Below are 20,313 nucleotides of genomic sequence, written 5' to 3'. Positions count from 1 at the left end.
TGGTCGTTTCGATGATGCGTGCTGCTGCTTCGGTCACAACGGTGTTCCTGTAACGTCAATCGCGAAGACCTCAACCGGCTTCGCGCCGAAATGCGGGTGCGTGATGACCTTGATCTGCCAGCCCTGGTAAGGGAGACGCAGCCGGCGGTCCGCCGCATCCTTGTGCGGATAGCCGCGCGTCAGCACGATCTCGTCGTATTCCTTGCCGAAGAGCCGCGCGCGCCAGTAGTCGGTCACCAGGCGGTACTCCTCGGGCTTGGTGCCGGCCTTGATCTGGTCGAAATAGATGCCCTTGACGGGAATGGTGAGTACGCGCATCACGCCTCCAACTCGGCCTTGGCCTGCTGCCACGCCGCATTGACAGCAGCCATTCGCTCAAGCGAGCCGCCTCGGTCGGGGTGATGCTCGGCAGCCTGCCTGCGGAACGCCGTGCGCACGACATCAATGTCGCGCTCGTGCGCGGCCACGCCCAGCACCTCGCGCCAAGTCTTCTCGGCGCCGGGCGCCGCCAGCGCGGCGAAGCCGGTAAATGCCGCCTCCAACATGTCGCCGGTGCCCCAGCGCGCAATGCCGCGCAGCGCCTCGATCGTCTTGGCGATGGCCTGCATGTTGTGCTCGATCTTGCGCCAGCGGTCGCAGGCGAACGACATCTGCCGTTTCTTGTAGACGAAGTAGACGGCCACGCCCACGTCGTCCGGCTGGCGCTGATTGGCGAGCGGCAGGCCGTCGCGGCGCAACGCCACGTTCGTGCTCACCACGATCTGCGGGTCGGCAGCGAACCGCCCGCCACACAGCAGCGTCACCTCGCGCACGATGTTGTCGCGCGCGCGGGCAAAGGTCACGTCGAACTTGGCCGACTCGCGGCTGTACGAGGCAGTACGTGGCCGCGCGTCCGGCCACTGCAGGGGATAGGCGTCAAACATTGGTTTCTCCGATGGTCGCCGTGCGACCAAGCAGCCACGCCAGCGCGATGTCAGGCTGGCCGAGCTTGCCGAACTGGCGCCGGTGCGCCGTCATGGCCGCCGCGTGCCGCATGGTGATCTCGATCGCGCCGGCCGCCACGGCGAGCGCGCGTTTGCCGGTGGCGATGTCGAAGTGCTCGCGCTCGGTGCCCGCTTTCTGGATCCACTTCGGATCGACGCCGATGCAGCGCGCCATGCTTACCAGCTCGTCGGTGGTGTCTGCGATCATGTGGCACATGCGCATGCGTCCGAAGCGGCCCAGGTCGGTAAGGTGCATGTCGTCGACGTAGACGGTCATGCGGCCTCCAAAATCTGCTCGACCGAAAGGGCGATTGCCACCGGACGAACCCACACCGGCGTCGCCGAGAGCTGGAACGTCTCGCCGGACTCGGCCAGGAGGAGAGTGGTGCCCATCACCTCGGCGATGGCCTGTGCGGCATCGGGCGGGACAGCGTTCCCGATGCGCTCGCGCCAAGCCTGATCGCTCAGGCCGTCGAGTTCCAAGTATTCCTCCGGCTCGATCAGCGACTGCAATGCGGCCAACTCCAGCGTGGTGAACGGCCGGTGCCACGTGCCATCCAGCGCGCGGATGATCGCCACGAGCTTGTCGTTCGCAGCCGGCATACGCGGGTCAGCAACAGACCAGCGGCCGTTGTCGTGCCCAGCCGCTGCCGACACCGCGCCGCTCGGCTGATCCCAACCAACCACGCCGTAGTGGCCGCCAGTCAGGTAGTTGTCGCCGCGCTCGCGGCGCATGCCGGGGCGTGGATCAGCAACCGCGAACGCGCCCTGGCCGGTCGTGCTGCCGGCGATGATCGTGCCCGTGGCATCGTTCCAAGGCGTCACGGCGTACTTGCCGAACGTCGGCCCATCGCGGCGCGGATCTGCCACGCATTGGCCGGTACCGTGCGCGCCAGTCACCGCGCGGGCGGGGTCGTTCCACGGGACGATGCGGAATTCGTTGTTGTGCTTCGGTGTGCCTAGGTGCCGAGGGTCGGCCACGCTGAATGTGCCTTGGCCGGGCGACTTCACGCCGATGATGGCGCCGGATGGCTCCTGCCAGTTGAGCACGCCGTACTGTTGGTATTGGGCAGCATTTGCGGGGCCACGCGGATCGGCGATGGAGAACGCGCCATTTGTCGGCAAAGACTCGCCCGCGATGGCTCCCATCGAATCACCCCAGCCGTGCACGCCGAGGTGCCCGTTACGACGTTCCGGCACGATCAAGTAGTCGCGCAGGTTGCCATTCTCGATCGCCAACTTGTTCAAGCTGCGCCAGTCGCTGCCGGCTTCCACGAACGCCAGACGTACCCACGTCTTCCACTGCAACGACGGCACGCGGTGCATGGGGCCGCCAGTGAGATCGCCCGGCAACGGCATGCGGCCGAGCACGGTGCCGACGCCCTGCAGGCGCTTCATCGGCGGCTCGTACAGGAACGCCGGAACCTTGGCCGTGTGCCGCGCGACCATGAGGAAGCGCTTCCGGCTCTGCGCCAGGCCACCGATCAGGCCGCAGTCGTGCGACGTCTCATTGACCGCGTAGCCGTAGTAGGCCAGCAGCTTTTTAATCTGGTCGAGCAGGTGCCGCCCGCGCGTGGCCAGGCGCGGCACGTTCTCGAAGACGATCAGCTCGACGGGATCATCTTTCCAGGCCTCGCACATCAGCCAGACGCACCGCAGCGTCAGCTCGTTGAGCGCCTGGTATTTCGGCGTTCGGCTCAGGCTCTCGGCCAGCAGGCCGGAGGCGCCTTTGCACGGCGACGAGATAAACACGCAGTGCGGGTGCTCATATCCGGCGGCGCGGCGGATGTCTTCTGCCGTCGCTTCGCGCCAATCCGAAGGCGGCTCGGCACCATGGAAGGCGACGTATTGTTGGCGCGTGAATAGGTCCAAGACCGTGCACGGTACACCGACCAGCTTGTGGAAATCGCGTGCCGCCGCAGGATCGTTGTCGATGCCGCCGATGCACTTCCAGGTGGCAGTCTTTGCGCCTACCTGTGACACCGCCTTTTTGAAGCCCTTGGCGCCGCCGCCGAGACCGCTGCAGAACCCGAAGCTGTTGTACTGGCGGCGGATCATCGTGCGGCCTCCTGCGGCATGTTGTTGGCGACCTGCGCCGCGATGTCGTGCAGGTAGGCTTGGGCCAAGCGGCACGAATGGAAACGCAGCTCGACGGCGAAATCTCCGCGCGGCGAGAAGCCACGCAGGCCTTTCGGAGCGGGTGATTGCTGGCTTGCTTTTTTGGCCGCGTTGAGCATCCGCTCCATGAGAAATTGATGCGGCTCGACCGGCACACCCAACGCCGCGCGCATCATGTCCAACTCGGCGCGGGCATCGTTCAGCATGTCGCGGAGCGCCTGCATGTCTTCTCGATCCTGAAAAGCGATCTCCCGAGCCACACGCGGCGAGTCATTCCTGCCCTTGGTCTTCAGCTCCGCAACGCCGTTGGTCGCCACGTCAGCCGGACGCCACTGGTGGCCGCAGCCGTGGCACATGTGCGAGCGGTGCGGCGGGTTGCTCCAGGTCACCACCTCGGTTTCGGTCAGCGTGTCCAGACCGGAGCGCGACAGCGTGGTGCCGGTCTCGACGGCATCAATGTGCTGCATACCGCAAGCCGGGCAGAGCAGCAGCATGTCGACCGGCTTCGCCGTCGCCGCCAGCGCGGTGAGCTGCTCATCGATCCAATCCGTCATGGTGGCGCCCGCCGGGCAGCCGTGGCGCGCCAGCACGGCCTCGATGTCTTTCAGGGCCAGCGACATGGCGTCATACAGCGCGCCGGATACGGTTTCGGTCGTCATGTCACACCTTCCCGAACTCGAAATCGTAGCCGTGCACGCGCAGGTCGGCCGCCATGCCTTCGTGGTAGATGCTGGTGGCAACATCGGCCACATTGGCGGGCCCATCCCAGCCCTTCGCCTTCATCGCGTCGATGCGCTTCTTGGCGAACTCCTCCGCCCGGTTGTAGGTCATGGTGACCCACACGCGCTGACCGTGATGTGGCTGATGCTGCGGCGCGTACACATCGCTCTTGAAGGCGACGTGGTGCATGCCCATCACATCGCCGCAGCTCGGGCACGGGGCACTGAATGCCGTCACGCCGTCGCGGCTGTTCCAAATGACCTCGTGATGGCCGCACTTGCAGGCATAGTTCATCAGGCAGAAGGCCTCGACGTGTCGGTGGCCGCGTTGCGTAAGTTGTGGCTGCATGTCTTCCTCGTAGTAGGGTGGGGTGGCCGGTGGTATCTCCGGCTCGCTGCCGCACGATGTGTCCGCGATAGGGGTTGGGGTCGCCGCGTCGAACTACTGCCCCAATCTGTACGGCCCTGGATGCCTGTTGCTCGCCCTATTGGTGGGCCACCTCTGCCATGAGCGATGCCTCGCCTTGGCCGCATCCACGCTTACTAGTCGCTGCGCATCACCACTGCGCAATCACCCCGTTGATCGTTAGAACCAAGCCGCCTCGGCCCGGCGCGGCCGCCAGTCACGTGCCCATTCCTCATGCGCCGCTGCGATATCGGCTTTCATCTCGGCTTCGGCGGGGTCGGCGCGGTGCTGTTCGGCTTCCGCATTGGCCGGCCCGTACACCCAAACGTCGATGAACCGGTGCTTGCTCTCGCGCGGCTTGCCGAGGTGCGCCTCATCGCGATCGCGCAAGGCATACAGATGGATCAGGCAGGTGTTCTGCGACAGCCCGGTCCACGCGGACAGCTCGCGCGTGGTGCAGCCCTTTGCCTTGGCCGCCATCAGCGCGGTGCACACCTTGTGCGCATTGCGCTCGGCGCGGCGCTTGCCGCCGTTGACGATGTTTTGCAGATTGAGATGGGCCATGACGTCACGCAGTGGAATGGAATAAAAAGGAGGGCGGCGCCGGACGGGGGAGTGCGCCGCCCCCGACGGAAGAGTTACGCCTCGATCTTGGTGTCGTCCTGGGCCAGGTCGGAGCCGGCGAACGGGTCATCGCTGCCGCCTTTCTTCTCGGCTGCCGTCTTCTTGCCCGCGCCCTTGCCGTCGGCCGGCTTCAGTTCCTGCTGGCGTTCTTCCGGCGCGGTGAGGCTGATCTCGATTTCGGTCTGGGCCATGTGGTCGATGCGGCCCTGCACATCCGCGCCCGGCTTCGAGTAGGCGTTGAAGACGACGGTGACAGTGCCACCCGGCTGCAGGTTGACGGCGAAATCGGACAGCTCCACCTCTGCCAGGCGGATCTCCGACGCCTCGCTGGCGCCGCAGTGGTAGGTCAGGTGGTAGCCGGCCAGTTCCTTGATGAGCTTCAGCGGCATGTTCACCAGCGGCAGTTTGCGCTGGGTGAGGTCGACGTCCTGGCGCGGCAGCGAGAGTTCGCCCTGGCCTTCTTCGTCGGTCTTGGTCTTGCCGTTGTCCTTTTCGTAGAACGCTTTGCGCAGGCCGGGCTCCAGCACGTCGAGCACGGTGTTGTCGGTCTGGTACTCGATTTTGACGCTGCAGGCGTGCTCGCGTTTGTCGCCCTTGAACTCGGCGACGCAGGTGACGCTTTTGACCTTCACGAGCTTCCGCTCGATCTCGAACATCTTCATGGTGGTGCTCCTTCGGGGTGGGGTATCAGTAGGGCATGTCGTCGTCTTCGATCAGCTCGGGCTGCCGACTGGGCATGCCGCCGATGGACGGCAGATCCTGGAGCGCGCGGCGCAGCTCGTAGGTGTTGATCGGCTGCACGCGCAGTTGGCGCGCCGCCATGCATGCGGTGGCTTCGTCGACAAAGCTGATGCCGTAGATGGCGCCGTTTCCGAACAGCTTCGTGAACGCTTGCGTGGCCGGGTTGCTGCCGGCTGCCTCGCACGCGGGTACGTCAATGCGGACGAAGGAGCAACCGCCGACGGTCTGCTCGGTAACGCGGCCGGCGATACGTTGGTGGCCAAACAACTCGACGATGGCCCACTGGTCGAATTTCTCGGTGGTGAGGGTGGTCATTGCGGATTCCTGTTCTTGGGTAGACGGGCGTCGATGTCGCGGATGCGCGCGATGACGCGCTCGGGCACGGCGATCACTTCGACGTCGTTCTCGATCGCGCGCGCGGCGGGTCGCAACAGCTCTCGGTCGATGGGCGGCAGCGATTCGAGGTGCGGCGCAATGCGCGCGAGCGCTTGGCGGATGGCGCAATCGGCGGTCATACGGGGATGCCTCGCTCGTCGAAATGCAGACGTTGTTCCGCGCTCGTCTTGTATTTGTCTTCCTGAGCGTGGTATTCCTCGGGCGTCAACATCGTGTAGCGCGGTTTCCCGAGCTGCGCGTGTGTCAGTTGGGCGACCTGGCCGAGCATTTCGTCCCATGCGAGGCGATCCACCGTCAGACCGTTTTCGGTCACTGCGTAGCCCCGGTCGGTGTCGAAGGTGATGACGATCTGGCGCATATCAGACGGCCTCCCGTGCGCGCAGCATCGCGTCGGAAGTCTCGAATGCCCAACGCGACAAGTCTTCGTCGAATTTCTCGGGGCCACGGTCGTAGACACCTGCGCGAGAGACGATGTAGGCCTGCATGGCAAGACCGGCGAAGTGATCGCGCAGAGTCATGCCACGCACCGCCTTGTTGTATGCATCGGCGTACAGACGATCCCTCTCGGTTGGATCGGTAACGCCTATGACGGCGGCGCTGCCAGCCGCATGAGCCACATCCCTATCAGCGACGGGGAACGCGGGGCCGCCATCGGCTGCCGCGCCATCACGCTCACGGTAGAAGCGGTTTTCTGACTGATCCATTACGCGGCCCTCGCGGCGATCACGGAATCCTCGAACACGCGCACGCCTTCCAGCGGGCAGTTCTTCTTGAGGGCCAGCGCGATCTTGTTGATCGCCGGCATGTTGGCGTCGAGCAGGTCGACGTACTCGGGGTGCGCGGCCACGAAGCGCACCAGCGCGAGCTTGTCGGTCACCTCGGCCTTCCAGACCATGCGGGTCGACACGCCTTTCGTCTGCGGGATCGAGGCGACGACCGGTGCGGTGATGAGCGTGGCCGTCTGCTGCAGCGTGGCCGCCTCGGCGGCACCTTGCTCGACGCGGCTCTCGGCTTCGGCGTTCAGGCGCGCGGCGGCTTCAACATCGCCCGCGGCGGCGGCCTGCTCAGCCTTGCGCTGGATCTCCTGTGCCTCGGCCTGCGCGGCGGCTTCGGCTGCGGCGGCCTCGGCTTCCATGCGTGCGCGCTCCTGGCGGGCCAGCTCTTCAGCCTTGGCCTGCTCCTCGATGCGCTTGCGCTCCTGCTCGCGGTCGTAGGTCGTGATGGCTTTCTTGAGCAGCACCTCGGCCTGGTCGAGATAGTCGGTTGGCGCGCGGAACAGATCCATCACGGCCTTCTTGGCGGCGTCGATGGGCTGCGTGATGCTCTTGCGCTTCGTGTCGACGTCCTTCTGCAAGGCCTTGATCTTGGTCAGCTCGCGCGCGGCCAGGTCGCGCACCTGCGGGCTGTCGATCGTGTAGGCCTTGGCCATCTCCAATGCGGAGTTGGCCTGCTTGAACAGCGCCTGCTCAGGCTGCGGCACTTGCAGGTTCACCAGCGGTTTCGTATCCATGTTTTTCCTTCCAGTTGCGGGTGGTCAACAGCGACAGGAACACCGGCCAGTCGCTCTTATCGGTGTAGGGTTGGAGGCGGTATGTGCCGTCGGCGCGCAGGCCCAGCGCATAGCGGTCTTCGATGTGGATGCCGTTCTTCTCGAACAGTTGCTCGTAGGCGGAGAGCTGCAGCCCAATCACCGGCCCGAGGTACATCATCTTTTTGATGTCGATCACGGCGCGGCGACGGTTGATGAGGCCCGAGCGGTCAGGCGTACCGGCGAAGCGCAGGGCGGGGTGGTAGAGCCGCTTTTCGATCGTCTCGGGCACGAAGCCGGTCTCGGCGCGAAACTTGATCCACGCGGTGAGATACGGCCGCAGCTCGTCGGCGAGGTCGTCCATGTCCAGGTCGTCCAGATCGTAGAGTTCCGTCATCCGGTGAACGGCCTGGCCGAGCCGCCGCGCGCGTTCCAGCACATCGCGCGGCACCTGGGAGTAGTCGACCAACGGCGCGAGGATCTGCGTCACGCTGGGCACGCGCTGCGCGCCCACCGTGTACACGTGCCCGACAGGATCGAATCGCAGCTCGTTCATCACGCACCCATCGGGTCTTCGGTCCAGGCCACGACGTCGTTGTAATTCGTCGTGGTCACGCCGTCGTAGCCGAAGCCGAAGCGCTTGCGCATGTCGGCTTCACCGAGCGCGGCCTGCTCCAACTTAGTCTTAAGGATGCGGATGACGCTCTCGCTCACCGGCTCGCCGACCGGTTGTTCAAAGTCGTCATCGGACCCGGGTTCGCGGTTGGCCGGGGCAGGCGCGGGAGCCAGTTGTGCGCTGCGGCGTGCGCGCGCGGCTGGCGCGGGCGTAGGAACTGCTGCGGGCTCGCCTTGCGGCAGTTCCTGCGGGATGGTGTTCGGCTGCGATGCCTCGATCGCCGCGCGCTCGCTCTTGGACTGCGGCTGCGGCACCTCCACTGCAGCCGGCGCGCGGCTGCCGCCTTCTTCGACGCCGCCGAATGTCACCGTGCCGTCGGGTCGCACGTCGATGATGTCGTGCAACTCCTCCTGCGTCGGCAGGCCCATCGAGATTTCTGGTGCCGCGGTGTTGATCATCCAGCCCGCGCTGCGATACATCAGCATGAGCTGCGGGATGGTCTTCCACTTCGAACCGGTCTTGTTGTACCAGCCCTCTTCCTTCGCCATCTTGATGGTGATGTCCGGTCCGACGATGCGCTCGCCGCTGCTCAGTTCAACCGACGATGCGCGGCAGCCCCACGAATCGGTGTTGGGCTCGCCGAAGAACTCGTATTTGACGGCGGTGAAGCGCCCGCAGTGGTTGAACGTGGCGATCAGGAACTTTGCCGACCAGCCAGGGCGCCCGTGCACGATGTACAGGTTCTGCATCACCATCAGCGCATCGGCCTTCAGCCGCTCGGCGAGGTTCAGCGCGATCATGCAGTTGGCCATGTTGCCCTGGAACTGCTGTGGCACGAGCGTCGACGAAGCGAACGCTTTCGCTACGCGCTGCAGCAGCTCGAAGCCTTCCAGGTCGAAGAAGCCGGCGCGCACGGGCAACTGCGGGGCAGCGCGGACCGGTTCAGGTAGGGTGGTGGTGGTCATGCGATTCCTTGATGGATGGCGGGTTGCGGGTTACTCGGCCTGCGCTGCGGGCGCGGGCATCTTTTCGACGCATACGTAGGGGAAGCGCTCTTTGTTTGGCTTGATGTACTTGCCGAAATGCGAGCCGAACGACTCGGCGTTGCGGAAGGCGTCCCAGTTCTCCGGCGTGAAGTCGAAGTAGTGGTAGAGCGACGTGGGCGCGCCAGTCTTGCGATCCTTGAAACGGATGGCACAGGTCTGGCTGGCCGAGTCGTAGCCGATGGAGTGGATCTGCGACGACTCGACTTCATCCATGGCGATAACGGGTGCGGCGGTGGTGGTCATGCTGGTGCTCCGGTGGTGAGGGGGAGGTCAGGCGCCGGGGCCGGCGGCGAAAGCGGCAACGAGGTACAGGGTCACGCCGATGCCGATGCCCACGCAGATGGCGCCGAGCCAGTCGAGCGCGCGATCCGACAGGTGTTTGCTGCGCTCGGTGGCCAGCTCGGCATACGGGCCGAAGGCCTCGTTCAGCGAGCGCGCGACGCGGTAGTCGCGGGTGCGGTAGTGGTTGGTCAGCATCACAGGTACCCCTTTTCGATCAGGAAAGCGGTCAGCTCGGCGCCGAGAAAAATGGCCACGCTGAGCAGCAGCAAAGCGTTCAGCAGGAAGTTGTTGCGCTTGCGGCGCATGTACTCGGTGAGCCGGTTCTCGCGGTCTGCTGCGCGCTGTGCGGCTTCGTTGTCGGTGAGGTGCACGGTCACCTCCCGTTCTTGCGTTCGTGGTTCACCACGAAGGCGTAGAGCGCAATGAGTGCCGCGATGGCGACGGCGGCGAGCTTCAGCAGGATCATGGTCAGGCTCCAGTGGGCTAGTACCGACCGCGCTGCGAGCGCTGGTCGTCGTGGTGTTCCATGGGATCGGCGAGTAGGTCGCCAGCCAGCTTGTTCACCAGGGCGATGAAGCCCCAGACCAAGGCGAAGGTGGCCACCAGGCCGATAGCCGCGTAGACGTAGATCACGCTGCCTCCTCGATCGCGATCTGCGCTTGGTAGTGCAGCTCCATCCATTGCTTCTTGCTGAGCGAGTCGCGCAGGCTGATTTGCGTGCCAGCGATGGCCGCGTCGTCGAGGTCAACTGTGGTGCCCGAGCGCAAGCGATGCGATGTGCCGTAGAGGTCGATGCGCACGGCACCGAAGTAGGCGTTGCAGAGGAACGTGGCGTTGGCAGCGACCAGCGGTTGGCCGTCGTGCAGCGACTTGATGGACTGCGCCGTCGCCTTCGCTGCTGCCTTCGCGCGGATGCGGAAAATCAGCGCCGCGCCGATGAGGTGCCGGTGGTTGCGGGTCTGGGTGGTCTGCATGTTCGCCTCTCGTTAGACCGTCTATGGCTCGAACTGTAGACCGTGAACGGACCGTAAGTCAAGCCATATTCGGACTGCGTGGGCGAAAAAAAACTCCGCTATTGCGGAGTTGTTGGCTGTCAGGCTCTCGATGACGTCTATCGGGCGGTCATGCAGGCGTTGTAGTAGCCTTCCCTGGCCATGTCGGCAGTGATCCAGGGGCGAGAGTAAAGGTAGTCAATCTTTTGCGGGTAGGTGTGCCGGAAAGACTGGCTAAAGGCTGGCTCGCGTTGCAGGTCTTGTGCAATCGCTTCGCGGACTTCGCTGCGCTTTACGCCGAGGTCGCGTGCAGTGGCGATTTTCTGCAGAAGTGAAGCATCAGCAACGCACACTTGCTGGTGCGTTGGATGCGGGTTGGCGGGCGGTTTCTTTTGGATTGTATTGTTCGGGGCCTCGCAGAATAGCGTTACTTCGCTATCTGATATTCCTTGGGCTTTGCATTTGAGAGAAACTTCATCGTTTTTATTTACCGAGGCGATGTTTGAATATCCGCCAGAAACCCAAGCCCGCACAAAACCGGAGTCTGCATTGATTCCGATGAGTTTTATGAATCCCCCCTGTGTCGGAGTGCTGCCCGTGCTCTTCACGACACCATGCACATCAAGAATCTTGCCCTTGTATTTGATGTCTGCGGCTTGCTGGTCGTGCTGATAGTCAAGCGCAATCTGCATAGCGCTCACCGGGGCATCAGGGGCACCTGCCGCATTCCCGGGCAGCGGGAGGCAACCAATTATTGCGGCGAAGACGGTGTGGGCAAATATTATCTTCATGAGATTTACAGCCGCTTCCCTCTCCAAGCAAAAACCACTCGGCCGAGGACCTGGAATTTCTCACGCTCGCCGTTTTGGATTAGATAGGGCTCATAGGCCTTGTTGTCGGAGATCATGAGCACGGAGCCGTCGGGGCGGCGTTGGAGCCGTTTCACGTACAGCTCGTCGCGCAGCGCCAGGACATACACGGCGTCGATTTTCACCTCAGTCACTCCGCGATCGACCCACAGCATGTCGCCGTCGCTGAACGTGCCCTCCATGGAATCGCCGAACGCCGGCATCAGTGCAAGATTCCGCGGCGAAGTGATCGAGGGCAGGGCGTCGCGCACCCAGGCGGCCGTTACTTGGATGCGCTCGATAACATGGTCGTGCTCGGGCATTGGGAAGCCAGCTCCCATCGATCCGCGCACGTCGAAGCGCGGCACGCTCACCAGATTACCGTCAGCCCGCTGAGATTCGTACTCTTCTAGGCGCTGCTCCATAAGCTGGTTCTGTTCCTCTTCGGTCAGGCCCGATACGTCCGTCTCTCCGTAAAGATAGCTGACCGGGACGCTGAACGCCTCGGCGATCCTTTTGATGTTGTCGGCAGTGGCATTGACCTCGCCTCGGCGGATGCGGCCGATGGTGGTCTGTCCGATCCCCGTTCGTTTGGCGAGCTTTTGCTGCGTCCCCAGAGGCGGAAAGGCCTCCATGAGTGACGAAAGCTGCCTCGCAACGATGTCTTTTGGCTGTTCTTTCATCTGACCAATTATGGATTGCATGGTCGTCCCTTTGCGGCTTGCGTGAATAGCCATAGACGGTCTATACTCCGCTCGAAGACACATAGCGGAGTCATAAATGGTCCGTCCTGAAAAAATGTCGGCGTACGTGAGGCGCCGGCTCAATGAATCCCGTGGGCGCTGGCCAGATGTCGCACGCGGCTCCGGCGTCCCCATTTCCACGGTGCGCAAGATCGCTCAAGGCCAGATCGCCGATCCGGCCGTCAGCAAGGTCGAAGCGCTCGCCGACTACTTCGAGAAGCTCGACGCTTTCGAAGCCGATCTCCCGGCTACCGCCCATCCGGCGATTGCTGCCGATGTCGCCACCGAACAGGTGGCCGCATGAACCCCCACTCCCATCACCACACCACCGGCACGACGCCCAAATGCGCGTTGAGCCCTTTCGGTGTCAGCACCGGCCCCTCGCCCCAAGACAGTCGGGCGGGGTGAAACAGGTCATCCGGTCTACTCGACCGGAACAGCTCGACCAAATTCGAGCGCAAGAACCCCAGGTAGTGGAGATACAGAACGTGCATGAACAGCGCCTCTCGATCGCCGCCGGTCAGCTCGCCGAGCACCTTATCGGGCTCGGGGAGTGGGTAGGGGAAGTGCACCGCGAGCGCCGCGAGGATGCCCATCAGCAGCTCGTGCTCGACCTGGTAACTGCCGCTGCGCGTCTTCGTCGTCATTGCTTTTTCGCCGTTCCGTTGATGGGTCGAATTTTGGCCGTACTCCATTGATAACTGGCGAGAACGAAAGATAAAAGGTGTTATCCGTGGCTATCAAAACCCGCTCTCAAACCGAAAACCAGCTCGTGCTCGACTTCGAGCCGGGGCTCACCGAGCGCTACAGCAGCGCGCGCGATGTGGTGGCCACCGGCGTCTATCGGCGAGGCCTCAAGCGCGTGGCCGGCGATCTGGATCAGGCGCCCGGCAATCTGAGCGTGCAGCTTTCGGACGACCCGACACGCCATTTCTCGCTGGATTCCTTCGAGCGCTATCTCGAAACAAGCGGCGACATGACGCCGCTGTACTACCTCTGCGAGAAGTTCCTGGGCGACAGCCGCAACGGCAAGCAGGCCGCGCTCGAGCAGATCCAGGCGCTGGGGCCCGAATTTCTTGCCTTGCTGAAGAAGGCAGGGATTGCAACATGACGCGCTGGACAACCACCGAACTGGCGACGCTCGTGCGCGAGTATCCGCAAGCCAAGCGCCTCGACGCGCTCGGCAAGCTGATCCCGCGGCACACGCTCGCCGGCATCTATGCCAAGGCGCGCCGTTGCGGGCTGGCGCTGCTGCGGGGGCGCAAGGCATGAAACCCGTCCAGATCGGCAATGCCACGCTTTACTGTGGCGACAGCTATGAGCTGTTGCCGACGGTACCGCGCTCGCACGCCTGCATTACCGACCCGCCGTACGGTATCAACATCGCCAAGATGACGGGCACCAGCCGTAATCGCTGGAACACCACGCGTCGCACCGTCCAGTACGAGATGAAGGTGATCGGCGACGATCAACCGTTCGACCCGGCGCCGTTCCTAGACTTCGATCGCGTGGTGCTGTTTGGCGCCAACCATTTCGGCAGCCGCCTGCCTGATGCATCGTGCTGGTTCGTCTGGGACAAGCGCGACGGATCCACCAGCGATCACCAGGCCGATTGCGAGCTGGCCTGGACCAATCTGCGCGGCCCGGCGCGGCTGTTCTCCCACAAATGGCGCGGAATGATTCGCGCGGGCGAGGAGAACCTGTCGCGCGGTGGGATCCGCGTGCACCCAACTCAAAAGCCCGTGGCGCTGATGCTGTGGGCGCTTTCTCTCTGCAAGCTCGATCGCGGCACCGTCGTTTTCGACCCGTTCATGGGTAGCGGCACGACCGGCATCGCAGCGCTTCGCTCCGGCCACCCGTTCATCGGCGTCGAGCTGGATCCCGAGCATTTCAGCCGCGCGTGCGAGCGCATCGAGCACGAGCAGCGGCAAGGACGGCTGATCGCATGAACGACCTACCCAATCCCCTCACACCAGCCGACTGCGACCTGCGCGACTTCTCGTACATGCCGCTCGACGTGCTGCGCCTACGTGACAGCGACCTTGCTGCCCGCCTGTCAGGCGAAGAATTCCGCTGCGCCGTACTGCTCTGGTGCGCGTCCTGGCACCAGGTGCCCGCCGCATCGCTGCCCGACGACGATGTGAACCTCGCCCAGTACGCCGGATTTGGCCGCATGGTCGAGCACTGGCTGAAGGTGCGAGAGCGCGCGCTCCGGGGCTGGATCAAGGCGACCGACGGCCGGCTGTATCACGCCGTGGTCGCCGAGAAGGCGAACGAAGCCTGGAACGCCAAGCACAAGCTCGCCTATGACAAGCTGTCCGAGCGCGTGCGCAAGCGCAACAAGGCGCGCGCTGACAACCTTCCTCCGCTGGAAATCCCCGAGTTCGAGGCATGGCTCGACGCTGGCCGTCCGCTGGAACGCGCTCTTTTTCCGGCGGAATTTGGCGCACCTTCCGGCGGAAATCCGAAACCTTCCGGCGGAAGCAATGGAAATTCCGGCGGAAGTTCTGATTCTTCCGGCGGAAAAAAGCAGGCTTCCGGCGGAAAAAAAGAACCCTTCCAGCGGAACGCCCCTGATCTTCCGCCGGAAAACGCTCTTAAGGGAGAGGAACGGAAGGGAGAGGAGAGTAAACCCATAGGTTCTGTCATCGTTACTGGTACCTCTGAGGGTATCGCGCGAGACGATGACGACCTCGTGCCCGGCGATCCTGCCGCATGGTGCCGCTATTGGCGCGAGCGCCATGGCGTGGAAATCAACGCGTCGAGCGTGCACCACCGCAACAAGACGTGGCCTCTGTTCGCCGCATGGACGAACGCCGGTATCACGCGCCGCCTCATGGACACCGCCGTGGCCAAGGCACAGGCCGAGGCTAAGCAAACCATCGCCTTCCTGCCGTCCTACGTCGACCGCGTGCTGGCCACGATGCAGTCGGCCCAGCAACCCGCCGCACCCCGACAGTCTCCCGACGAACTGCGCCGCGCCGTCAGCGACGCCAACGCCGCCGCATGGCTTGCCGGCACGCCGGCTGCCGATCCCAACGTCATCGACATGGAGCACTGAGCATGGTCCAGACCGACACGAAAGCGTTCATCGCGCTGCTCTCGCGCACGTTCCGCACTCTTCGGCAGCCTGTGCCCGAGCCGGAAATCCTCGACGTGTGGTGGGCCAAGCTCGCGCCATACCCAATCGAGGCAGTCGCCGCGGCGTTCTCGAAGCACCTCGACGTGAGTCGCTTCGCGCCGACGCCCGCCGAGATCCTCGAACACCTGCCCAAGCGCGGCGACACGCGCCCCGAGGTTGACGAAGCGTGGGCGATCGCAATACGCGCGGCCGACGAGCAGGAAACCGTCGTTTGGACGACCGAGATCGCCGAGGCGTGGCACGTCGCGCAGCCCGTGTTTCACGGTGACGAAATCGGGGCCCGCATGGCGTTCAAGGCCGCATATGCCCGGATTGTCGAGCGCAATCGCGGCCTGAACGCTGCACCCGAATGGGTCGTTTCGCAGGGGCACGACAGCGCGCGCCGCACTGAAGTTCTCGCACAAGCGGTGCGAGAAGGGCGCCTGCAACTCGCCAACGCGAAAGCCGCAGTGCCTTTGCTGGCGGGGACCGGCGGGAAGGAAGACGAGCCCACGGCCGATGCGAAAGCGGTTGAGAACCTGCAGCGGATCAAGGAGATGCTGAAGGCGGGGAGTACCTCCGCTGATCGCCGCCAGGCCGAAAGGGAACGGCGCGCACGTGAGGCGGCCGCAGCGCTCGACGAGGCGAAGCGCGAGATTGGCCGCCGCGTGGCTGCTCACCTGGAGGCGCGGTCATGAACTGCAAACGCGGTGACCTCGCCTACATCGTCGTGCCGCCGGGCTACCCGAAGACTGTCGACGGCCGGATCGTCGAAGTCGGGGTTGAGGGCGAATGCCAGCTCGACACCATCGCGCCGCCGGGCGTGGCGATCTGGCTGTGTCGCTTTCCCACGCCGTGGTTCAACAAGCGCGCAGGTATGTGGGTCACCGTGTGCAACGTCCGCGATGACTGGCTGCGCCCGATCAGCGGCGTGCCGGTCCACGATGAGCAACCCGACGAGGTGACGGCATGAGCGACACCGGCGCTTCCTGGGGCATGTGCGAGGCCTACGGCTGCAAGCTGCTCGGCACCATCGGCCAGGGCGGCAAGTGGTTTTGCTTCTGCCACGCCGGCAGCGAGGGGCGCCGCGATGCCATCACCGCCGCGCTCGCCCAGCACGAGTTCCTCGTCAACGCCACGCTCGACGTGCGCCGCTACGCCGGCACGCCCGACTGGCAAAACGTCTATCGCGGCGTGCACAAGCTGCTCACCGACAACGGCCGGCCCGATCTGCTGCCCTCGAAGGCTGATAGCGGCGTGCGTCGCTGGCTGGCGCGCCTCGAATCCGCGCTCGTCACGCTGACCCGCGAGGCCGGCAAGCAACAACCCCTCACCCCCACAGGAACCGTCACGGGCCCGACCAGCGCGCCCGTGCACTTTGCGGAGACCGACGCATGACAGCCCATCTGGCCCCGGCCGCCTGGCCTTTCCCGAGCGAGCGCAAACGCGCTGAGATGCAGGCGCTCGATGCGCAGGCTGCGGACACCAAGAGCGGTATCCCGCCGTTTCCTTTCGCCGCTGAGTGCGAGGCCTGGAAGCGAAAGCAGGCGGAAAAGGCGAACTTGCGCAAAAACGCAAACTCGCAGGTTGCCGGGCCCGCAGAACTGGGTACGCCCGAGGCTGCAAAACCAGCACTGACGCCGGCCAACATCAACATCCTGGCGCTCGACCTTGCGACGCAATCGGGCTGGGCGGTGATGACGCGCGACGGCACATTCCGCAGCGGCTCGGTGCGCTTCGACTCGAACCGCCTGGGCGGCAAAGGTCATCGCTGGCTGGCCTTCCGCAAATGGCTGATGGACACCGCGACCGAGTGCGGCGGCATCCACGCCGTGTACTACGAGGATGTGAAACAGCCCTTCGCATCGAACCTTGCGGCGCGGGCGTACTGCGGCTTCCTGGCCATCGTTGAAGCCTGGGCGGCGATCAACAACATTCCGCTGCACGGCGTCGGCGTGGGCACCGTGAAGAAGGCGTGGACCGGGAAGGGCAACGCGTCGAAGTCGGAGATGGTTGCGGCGGCACGTCAACGCGGCATCAAGGTCGTCGACGACAACGAGGCTGATGCGGTGGCGATTCTGTCGCTGGCGCTGCAGCAGGAGGCCTGACATGCCACGCGTCGACACGATCACCGTCCAATGCTCATTCGCCTGGTGGTGGAGGCCATACGTGCTGCTGCTGATGGCATTCGCCATGCTGACCCAGCGTCTTCCGAGCGATGCGCACGTCCAACGCATGGTGCAGAGAGCGATGCGCACCAAGATCATCAAGGCGCCCACGGAGGAGTCCTGACATGCGGCCGCACATCTACCTGCTGCGCGGCGGACGCTGGGCCTGTGCAATGTTGTCCAGCGGCTGGGCAATCTGGCCGATCGGCAAGGGCGATACGCCGCGCGCCGCCTTCTGCGACTGGGTGCGCCAGAGCGCTGGCACCCGGGCGCAATCACTCGCTGAATCGCTTTCCCGAGGTATGCCATGCGCACCGAAGTGAAGATCTGGGGCAAATACAGCCTCTTCATCCCGTTCAACTACCGCACCGCCTGGTGGGTCGCGCCGTACCTCAAGGGCGTGGCTTGGGTGGCCCGAACCACCGGCGTGAATCCCGACATTCCCAAGGTGACGCGCACCGTTATGCGCGGCATTCACCCCATCCCAGTGAAGCGGCCGCGCCGCTGATTGATAACCACCCCACCACCGAAAAAACGGTAAAGGAAACGGAAATGAGCAACGAAGCGACACGATTCTCGGCAGCCCGCCAACCTGCACGCCGCCGCGGCAAAGAGCTGCGCACGAAGATCCTTGAGGCGATCAAGGAAGAGACGAAGATGAACGAGAAGGGCTTCTACAAAGCCGTCGCCAAGAAGGCCATCTCGGACGGCGACACGGTGATGATGAAGGAGCTGCTTACCCGGGTGGCGCCGGCCGCCAAGCCGGTCGCTCCCACGGTGCAGTTCGACTTCCCCGAGGGCGGCACGCCGGTCGAGCAGGTCGACGCCATCGTGCGCGCCGTCGCTGGTGGCAAGGTCTCGCCCGACGTGGGCCAGCAGCTCGTCGCGATGATTCGCGGCAAACTCGACGTGCTGGAGATCAGCGAACTCGCCGACCGTCTGGCGAAGATTGAGGCCCAGCTCGCCGAGGGCCAATGAGCCGACGCCGCATCTCGCGTGGGGCGATTGCCCGGGTAGAGCGCTACTTCAAGGGCATCGCCACCAAGGCCGAACCGGCTGTGTTCGGCATCTGCAACATGCAGCGCGAGGTCATCAAGCGCGTTGACATCGATGGGAATGAGACGGACGCCGAGCCGACCGTGCTCATTCCCGCCAAGCTGGAACGCCTGATCTACCCGAAGCGCCTGAAGATCGTCTACGGCGGGCGCGGATCGGCCAAGACACGCACGGTCGTCTCCATCCTCACCGCCCAGGCTTCGGCGCGCCGGGAGCGCGTCTTGTGCCTTCGCGAGATCCAGGCATCGATCGAGGAATCCAGTCTCGCCGAGCTGTCAGAAGAGATCGAGCGGCGCGACCTGTCCGAATCGTTCGTAGTGGGCCGCAAGACCATCCGCGTGCCGGCGACCCGCAGCAGCTTTTCGTTTCGCGGTCTGCTGCGCAACGTCAATGGCATCAAGGGCTTCGCCAAGGCGACAAAGGCCTGGGTGGAGGAAGGCGAGACGGTTTCCCGCGAGTCGTGGCAAGTCCTCATGCCGACCATCCGTGAGCCGGGGTCGGAGATCATCGTCACCTTCAACCCGAACAAGGCGACCGATCCGACGTGGGTCGACCTCATCGGGCCGTATGAGCACCTGCTCGACGCCGACGGCTGCTACGAGGATGACGACGTGCTCATCATCCGCGCCAACTACACCGATAACCCGTGGTTCACCGACGAGCTGGAACTGGAGCGCGCCAAGATGGAGCGCACCGACACCGACCGTTACAACTGGATTTGGCTCGGCAAATTCAATCGGCGCTCCGATGAATTGATCTTTGCCGGTAAATGGCGGAAAGAGGAATTCGAGACGCCGGCCAATGCGCGTTTCTTTTTTGGTGCCGACTGGGGCTTTGCAAAAGACCCGACCACGCTTAATCGCAGTTTCGTCAAAGGAAATACGCTTTATGTCGACTACGAGGCCCACGGCGAGCAGGTCGATCTCGATGAAATCTGGAAGCTGTTCGCCGGCAATGAGGGCATGCGGGAAGAGCAGAAGGCGAAATGGCGCCTGGCCGACGGCCTGAAGTTCAAGGGCATACCCGGTGCCCGCCGCTGGAAGATCAAGGCTGACTGTGCGCGGCCCGAGACGATCAGCCTCGTCGCCAAGCAGGGGTTCAACATCGAGGCCGCGAAGAAGTGGGGCGGCTCTGTAGAGGATGGAATCACGTTTTTACGCGGTTTTGACGCGATTATTATTCATCCACGGTGCGTTAAAACCATTGAAGAGTTTGAGCGCTATTCATACAAGGTCGATAAAACAACAGGGGAGGTTCTGCCTATAATCGTCGACGCATGGAACCACCACATTGACGGAATTCGCTATTCGATGGATGGCTATATCCGTGGACGTGGTACAGGCCTGAATATTTCGGATGACGCATTGCGCGCCGTAATGGGGTCTTAATTCCATTCTTTTGCGTGATTTAAACCACTTTACGGAGTATCAGAAATGCGCACGCTCTCGCTGCTCGCCGCTGTCATTGGCCTGTCCCTCACCACGTTCCGCATGGCTGACGACGCCCCGTCGGCCGCCCCCGCCGATGCCCAGGCGCCTGCCGACACCACTTCGACCACCACCGACGCCGCCGCTGCCGCTGCGCCGGTGGAATCGGGGGAGCCCGTGGCCGCTGTATCCAGTGCGGCCGATACCCCCGCAAGCGACACTGCCTCGTCTGCGACGACTGCCTCGACCGACGCCGGCACCGCGGCCACCGATGACCCGGCGCCGTCCGTGCTGCTCGATGTGGAAGACCACGCCGAGGCACGCGACCGATTCGCCGGCCTGATGGCGAAGCTGCACGCCTTCGAGCACGAGGCTGTCGAAGATCTGAAGGCCGATCTGCACGCCATCGGCATCCTGCTGCACCTGCATTCGGCGGCCTCGACGACCGCTGATGCGACCGGCGACTACAAGCCGGCCGACCTGTCGTAATCCAACCACG

At 64.0% G+C, this 20,313-nt stretch carries 38 protein-coding genes; 15 read left to right on the top strand and 23 right to left on the bottom strand.

Features of this window, described 5'->3' with window-relative positions; translation table 11 throughout:
• Positions 1–33: 33 nt before the first annotated feature.
• From N5B55_RS10495 to N5B55_RS10390, 22 genes are all read right to left on the bottom strand, one after another.
• Positions 34–318, bottom strand: coding sequence for an ASCH domain-containing protein (locus N5B55_RS10495; RefSeq protein ID WP_304538135.1), 285 nt, complete (start codon positions 316–318; stop codon positions 34–36).
• The gene (locus N5B55_RS10490) at positions 318–923 is read right to left on the bottom strand and encodes a J domain-containing protein (RefSeq protein ID WP_304538134.1); all 606 of its coding nucleotides are present in this window, start codon (positions 921–923) and stop codon (positions 318–320) included. The genes N5B55_RS10495 and N5B55_RS10490 overlap by 1 nt, the downstream gene beginning before the upstream one ends.
• Positions 916–1,260: a DUF4031 domain-containing protein gene (locus N5B55_RS10485; RefSeq protein ID WP_304538133.1), complete on the bottom strand. Its 345-nt coding sequence runs from the start codon at positions 1,258–1,260 to the stop codon at positions 916–918. Before N5B55_RS10485 ends, N5B55_RS10490 begins: the two co-directional genes overlap by 8 nt.
• Complete coding sequence (locus tag N5B55_RS10480; protein ID WP_304538132.1) at positions 1,257–3,041, bottom strand: DNA cytosine methyltransferase; 1,785 nt, start codon at positions 3,039–3,041, stop codon at positions 1,257–1,259. Before N5B55_RS10480 ends, N5B55_RS10485 begins: the two co-directional genes overlap by 4 nt.
• The gene (locus N5B55_RS10475; RefSeq protein WP_304538131.1) at positions 3,038–3,721 is read right to left on the bottom strand and encodes a hypothetical protein; all 684 of its coding nucleotides are present in this window, start codon (positions 3,719–3,721) and stop codon (positions 3,038–3,040) included. The genes N5B55_RS10480 and N5B55_RS10475 overlap by 4 nt, the downstream gene beginning before the upstream one ends.
• A gap of 40 nt (positions 3,722–3,761) precedes the next feature.
• Positions 3,762–4,169 (bottom strand): hypothetical protein, encoded by a 408-nt coding sequence (locus tag N5B55_RS10470; RefSeq protein WP_304538130.1) that lies wholly within the window; start codon positions 4,167–4,169, stop codon positions 3,762–3,764.
• A gap of 237 nt (positions 4,170–4,406) precedes the next feature.
• On the bottom strand, positions 4,407–4,790 hold the full coding sequence (locus N5B55_RS10465) for a hypothetical protein (protein ID WP_304538129.1): 384 nt from the start codon (positions 4,788–4,790) through the stop codon (positions 4,407–4,409).
• A gap of 74 nt (positions 4,791–4,864) precedes the next feature.
• Positions 4,865–5,506 (bottom strand): hypothetical protein, encoded by a 642-nt coding sequence (locus N5B55_RS10460; RefSeq protein WP_304538128.1) that lies wholly within the window; start codon positions 5,504–5,506, stop codon positions 4,865–4,867.
• A gap of 31 nt (positions 5,507–5,537) precedes the next feature.
• Complete coding sequence (locus N5B55_RS10455; RefSeq protein WP_304538127.1) at positions 5,538–5,906, bottom strand: hypothetical protein; 369 nt, start codon at positions 5,904–5,906, stop codon at positions 5,538–5,540.
• Positions 5,903–6,106, bottom strand: a complete 204-nt coding sequence (locus N5B55_RS10450) for a hypothetical protein (protein WP_304538126.1) — start codon at positions 6,104–6,106, stop codon at positions 5,903–5,905. The genes N5B55_RS10455 and N5B55_RS10450 overlap by 4 nt, the downstream gene beginning before the upstream one ends.
• On the bottom strand, positions 6,103–6,345 hold the full coding sequence (locus N5B55_RS10445) for a hypothetical protein (protein ID WP_304538125.1): 243 nt from the start codon (positions 6,343–6,345) through the stop codon (positions 6,103–6,105). The genes N5B55_RS10450 and N5B55_RS10445 overlap by 4 nt, the downstream gene beginning before the upstream one ends.
• A gap of 1 nt (position 6,346) precedes the next feature.
• Positions 6,347–6,691 carry a hypothetical protein gene (locus N5B55_RS10440; RefSeq protein WP_304538124.1) on the bottom strand — a complete coding sequence of 115 codons (345 nt, stop codon included), beginning with the start codon at positions 6,689–6,691 and terminating at the stop codon, positions 6,347–6,349.
• Positions 6,691–7,497, bottom strand: a complete 807-nt coding sequence (locus tag N5B55_RS10435) for a hypothetical protein (RefSeq protein ID WP_304538123.1) — start codon at positions 7,495–7,497, stop codon at positions 6,691–6,693. The genes N5B55_RS10440 and N5B55_RS10435 overlap by 1 nt, the downstream gene beginning before the upstream one ends.
• Positions 7,454–8,071: a hypothetical protein gene (locus N5B55_RS10430; RefSeq protein WP_304538122.1), complete on the bottom strand. Its 618-nt coding sequence runs from the start codon at positions 8,069–8,071 to the stop codon at positions 7,454–7,456. Before N5B55_RS10430 ends, N5B55_RS10435 begins: the two co-directional genes overlap by 44 nt.
• Positions 8,071–9,096 carry a hypothetical protein gene (locus N5B55_RS10425; RefSeq protein WP_304538121.1) on the bottom strand — a complete coding sequence of 342 codons (1,026 nt, stop codon included), beginning with the start codon at positions 9,094–9,096 and terminating at the stop codon, positions 8,071–8,073. Before N5B55_RS10425 ends, N5B55_RS10430 begins: the two co-directional genes overlap by 1 nt.
• Positions 9,097–9,126: 30 nt before the next feature.
• Positions 9,127–9,420 carry a KTSC domain-containing protein gene (locus tag N5B55_RS10420; protein WP_304538120.1) on the bottom strand — a complete coding sequence of 98 codons (294 nt, stop codon included), beginning with the start codon at positions 9,418–9,420 and terminating at the stop codon, positions 9,127–9,129.
• 27 nt (positions 9,421–9,447) lie between these two features.
• Positions 9,448–9,654, bottom strand: a complete 207-nt coding sequence (locus tag N5B55_RS10415; RefSeq protein WP_304538119.1) for a hypothetical protein — start codon at positions 9,652–9,654, stop codon at positions 9,448–9,450.
• Positions 9,654–9,830 (bottom strand): hypothetical protein, encoded by a 177-nt coding sequence (locus tag N5B55_RS10410; RefSeq protein ID WP_304538118.1) that lies wholly within the window; start codon positions 9,828–9,830, stop codon positions 9,654–9,656. Before N5B55_RS10410 ends, N5B55_RS10415 begins: the two co-directional genes overlap by 1 nt.
• Positions 9,831–9,942: 112 nt before the next feature.
• Entirely contained in the window at positions 9,943–10,092 is a 150-nt protein-coding gene (locus N5B55_RS10405; RefSeq protein WP_304538117.1) for a hypothetical protein, read from the bottom strand.
• Positions 10,089–10,433, bottom strand: coding sequence for a hypothetical protein (locus tag N5B55_RS10400; RefSeq protein ID WP_304538116.1), 345 nt, complete (start codon positions 10,431–10,433; stop codon positions 10,089–10,091). Before N5B55_RS10400 ends, N5B55_RS10405 begins: the two co-directional genes overlap by 4 nt.
• A 137-nt stretch (positions 10,434–10,570) precedes the next feature.
• Entirely contained in the window at positions 10,571–11,143 is a 573-nt protein-coding gene (locus N5B55_RS10395) for an OB-fold protein (RefSeq protein WP_304538115.1), read from the bottom strand.
• 104 nt (positions 11,144–11,247) lie between these two features.
• On the bottom strand, positions 11,248–12,003 hold the full coding sequence (locus tag N5B55_RS10390; protein ID WP_304538114.1) for an XRE family transcriptional regulator: 756 nt from the start codon (positions 12,001–12,003) through the stop codon (positions 11,248–11,250).
• Positions 12,004–12,079: 76 nt separating this feature from the next.
• Here N5B55_RS10390 and N5B55_RS10385 point away from each other — a divergent pair, with 76 nt between their 5' ends.
• Entirely contained in the window at positions 12,080–12,346 is a 267-nt protein-coding gene (locus tag N5B55_RS10385; protein WP_304538113.1) for a hypothetical protein, read from the top strand.
• Between the two features lie 13 nt (positions 12,347–12,359).
• Here N5B55_RS10385 and N5B55_RS10380 read toward each other — a convergent pair whose 3' ends face one another.
• The gene (locus N5B55_RS10380) at positions 12,360–12,689 is read right to left on the bottom strand and encodes a hypothetical protein (RefSeq protein WP_304538112.1); all 330 of its coding nucleotides are present in this window, start codon (positions 12,687–12,689) and stop codon (positions 12,360–12,362) included.
• 86 nt (positions 12,690–12,775) lie between these two features.
• Between N5B55_RS10380 and N5B55_RS10375 the strand changes: the two genes are divergently transcribed.
• From N5B55_RS10375 to N5B55_RS10310, 14 genes are read left to right on the top strand one after another with little or no spacing between them, the layout of a single operon-like run.
• Positions 12,776–13,153 carry a hypothetical protein gene (locus N5B55_RS10375; RefSeq protein ID WP_304538111.1) on the top strand — a complete coding sequence of 126 codons (378 nt, stop codon included), beginning with the start codon at positions 12,776–12,778 and terminating at the stop codon, positions 13,151–13,153.
• Positions 13,150–13,314, top strand: a complete 165-nt coding sequence (locus N5B55_RS10370; RefSeq protein WP_304538110.1) for a hypothetical protein — start codon at positions 13,150–13,152, stop codon at positions 13,312–13,314. Before N5B55_RS10375 ends, N5B55_RS10370 begins: the two co-directional genes overlap by 4 nt.
• Positions 13,311–13,991: a DNA-methyltransferase gene (locus N5B55_RS10365; RefSeq protein WP_304538109.1), complete on the top strand. Its 681-nt coding sequence runs from the start codon at positions 13,311–13,313 to the stop codon at positions 13,989–13,991. Before N5B55_RS10370 ends, N5B55_RS10365 begins: the two co-directional genes overlap by 4 nt.
• A complete protein-coding gene (locus N5B55_RS10360) occupies positions 13,988–15,103 on the top strand; it encodes a DUF1376 domain-containing protein (RefSeq protein ID WP_304538108.1) in 1,116 nt (371 codons plus the stop codon). Before N5B55_RS10365 ends, N5B55_RS10360 begins: the two co-directional genes overlap by 4 nt.
• Before the next feature lie 2 nt (positions 15,104–15,105).
• A complete protein-coding gene (locus N5B55_RS10355; protein WP_304538107.1) occupies positions 15,106–15,861 on the top strand; it encodes a hypothetical protein in 756 nt (251 codons plus the stop codon).
• Positions 15,858–16,136 carry a hypothetical protein gene (locus tag N5B55_RS10350; RefSeq protein ID WP_304538106.1) on the top strand — a complete coding sequence of 93 codons (279 nt, stop codon included), beginning with the start codon at positions 15,858–15,860 and terminating at the stop codon, positions 16,134–16,136. The genes N5B55_RS10355 and N5B55_RS10350 overlap by 4 nt, the downstream gene beginning before the upstream one ends.
• A complete protein-coding gene (locus N5B55_RS10345; RefSeq protein ID WP_304538105.1) occupies positions 16,133–16,561 on the top strand; it encodes a hypothetical protein in 429 nt (142 codons plus the stop codon). The genes N5B55_RS10350 and N5B55_RS10345 overlap by 4 nt, the downstream gene beginning before the upstream one ends.
• Positions 16,562–16,617: 56 nt before the next feature.
• Complete coding sequence (locus N5B55_RS10340) at positions 16,618–17,271, top strand: hypothetical protein (RefSeq protein WP_304538104.1); 654 nt, start codon at positions 16,618–16,620, stop codon at positions 17,269–17,271.
• 1 nt (position 17,272) lies between these two features.
• The gene (locus tag N5B55_RS10335; protein WP_304538103.1) at positions 17,273–17,455 is read left to right on the top strand and encodes a hypothetical protein; all 183 of its coding nucleotides are present in this window, start codon (positions 17,273–17,275) and stop codon (positions 17,453–17,455) included.
• 1 nt (position 17,456) lies between these two features.
• Positions 17,457–17,654 carry a hypothetical protein gene (locus N5B55_RS10330; RefSeq protein ID WP_304538102.1) on the top strand — a complete coding sequence of 66 codons (198 nt, stop codon included), beginning with the start codon at positions 17,457–17,459 and terminating at the stop codon, positions 17,652–17,654.
• A complete protein-coding gene (locus N5B55_RS10325) occupies positions 17,639–17,839 on the top strand; it encodes a hypothetical protein (protein WP_304538101.1) in 201 nt (66 codons plus the stop codon). Before N5B55_RS10330 ends, N5B55_RS10325 begins: the two co-directional genes overlap by 16 nt.
• Positions 17,840–17,883: 44 nt before the next feature.
• Positions 17,884–18,309, top strand: coding sequence for a hypothetical protein (locus tag N5B55_RS10320; RefSeq protein ID WP_304538100.1), 426 nt, complete (start codon positions 17,884–17,886; stop codon positions 18,307–18,309).
• Positions 18,306–19,775, top strand: coding sequence for a PBSX family phage terminase large subunit (locus N5B55_RS10315; protein ID WP_304538099.1), 1,470 nt, complete (start codon positions 18,306–18,308; stop codon positions 19,773–19,775). Before N5B55_RS10320 ends, N5B55_RS10315 begins: the two co-directional genes overlap by 4 nt.
• A gap of 45 nt (positions 19,776–19,820) precedes the next feature.
• Positions 19,821–20,303, top strand: coding sequence for a hypothetical protein (locus N5B55_RS10310; RefSeq protein ID WP_304538098.1), 483 nt, complete (start codon positions 19,821–19,823; stop codon positions 20,301–20,303).
• Positions 20,304–20,313: the final 10 nt, after the last annotated feature.

Origin of the sequence: Ralstonia pickettii, from assembly GCF_030582395.1 — a bacterium.
Taxonomy (GTDB): domain Bacteria; phylum Pseudomonadota; class Gammaproteobacteria; order Burkholderiales; family Burkholderiaceae; genus Ralstonia; species Ralstonia pickettii_D.
The sequence above is the reverse complement of the archived record's forward strand: the minus strand, read 5'-3'. Positions and strand labels throughout refer to the sequence as shown.